Raw genomic sequence first — 1,138 nt, forward strand, 5'->3', positions numbered from 1 at the left:
AGGTGCGGGAGTTCCTCGAAGACGACCTCGGCCCCGAGGGGCTCGCCCGCTCGGTCGTGGTCGTCGCGACCTCCGATCAGCCGGCCATGGCGCGACTGCGCTCCGCCTTCGTGGCGACCCGCATCGCCGAGGCGTTCCGTGAAGACGGCCGCAACGTGGTGCTGATGATGGACTCGCTGACCCGCGTCGCGATGGCCCAGCGCGAGATCGGACTCAGCGCCGGCGAGCCGCCGGCCACCCGCGGCTACCCGCCCTCCACCTTCTCTGTGCTCGCTCGGCTGCTGGAGCGAGCAGGCACCGGTCCGATCGGTTCGATCACGGGTCTCTACACGGTGCTCGTCGACGGAGACGACCACAACGAGCCGATCGCGGACGCCGCGCGAGGGATCCTCGACGGGCATGTCGTGCTCGATCGGGCGCTGGCGATCCGCGGACACTTCCCGGCGATCGACGTGCTCGGCTCGGTGTCGCGCGTGGTCTCGAAGATCACCACTGCCGAGCAGCGTCAGCACGCCGTGACGCTGCGCAGCGTTCTGGCTGCCCGACGCAGTGCGAACGACCTGATCGACATCGGCGCCTACCGCCAGGGTGCGAACCCGCTGGTGGATGCCGCGATCACCCATGAGGCAGCGATCTCGCGATTCCTCACCCAGCAGATGGACGACCTCACCGCGTCCGACGACTCGTGGCAGCAGCTCGCCGCCCTCACCACCGACTTCGGAGGACTCACCCCATGACCTTCCCACTGGCCGGCCTGCTGCGAGTCCGCGGCGCCCAGGAGCGCGTCGCCGCTGAGCAGCTCTCACGAGCGAGCGCCGATCGCGCACAGGCAGAGGCGGCCGAGAACAGCGCGGTCACCAGCCTCTCTGAGATCAGCGCTCAGATCGACGATCCGCGCCTGCTCATGGCGATGGCGGCCGCGCGGGCCGCGGGACGCAGCACCCTCAGCGATCTGCAGGCGCTCGTCGACATGCGCCGGTCTGCCGAGACCGAGGCCAAGTCCGTGCACGTCGAAGCGCGTCGCGAGCTCAAGGGCCTGGAGCGGCTGGAGACGACCCACCGTGTCGAGGCCGCGAAGTCCGAGTTCGCCGCCGAGCAGCAGGCACTCGATGAGATCGCGGCCGTGCGCAGCTCCCGC

General features: G+C 70.2%; 1 protein-coding gene and 1 pseudogene. Both read left to right on the forward strand.

All coding sequences use genetic code 11. From position 1 onward, the window contains the following. Window positions 1–737, forward strand: a pseudogene (locus J7E68_RS18100) (EscN/YscN/HrcN family type III secretion system ATPase); the annotation flags it as partial. After that, window positions 734–1,138, forward strand: a 405-nt coding sequence (locus tag J7E68_RS18105; protein ID WP_215174941.1) for a hypothetical protein, incomplete at its 3' end; no start/stop codon positions are given. The pseudogene J7E68_RS18100 and the gene J7E68_RS18105, both read left to right, overlap by 4 nt.

This window comes from Microbacterium sp. ISL-103 (genome assembly GCF_018613995.1).
Classification (GTDB): Bacteria; Actinomycetota; Actinomycetes; order Actinomycetales; family Microbacteriaceae; genus Microbacterium.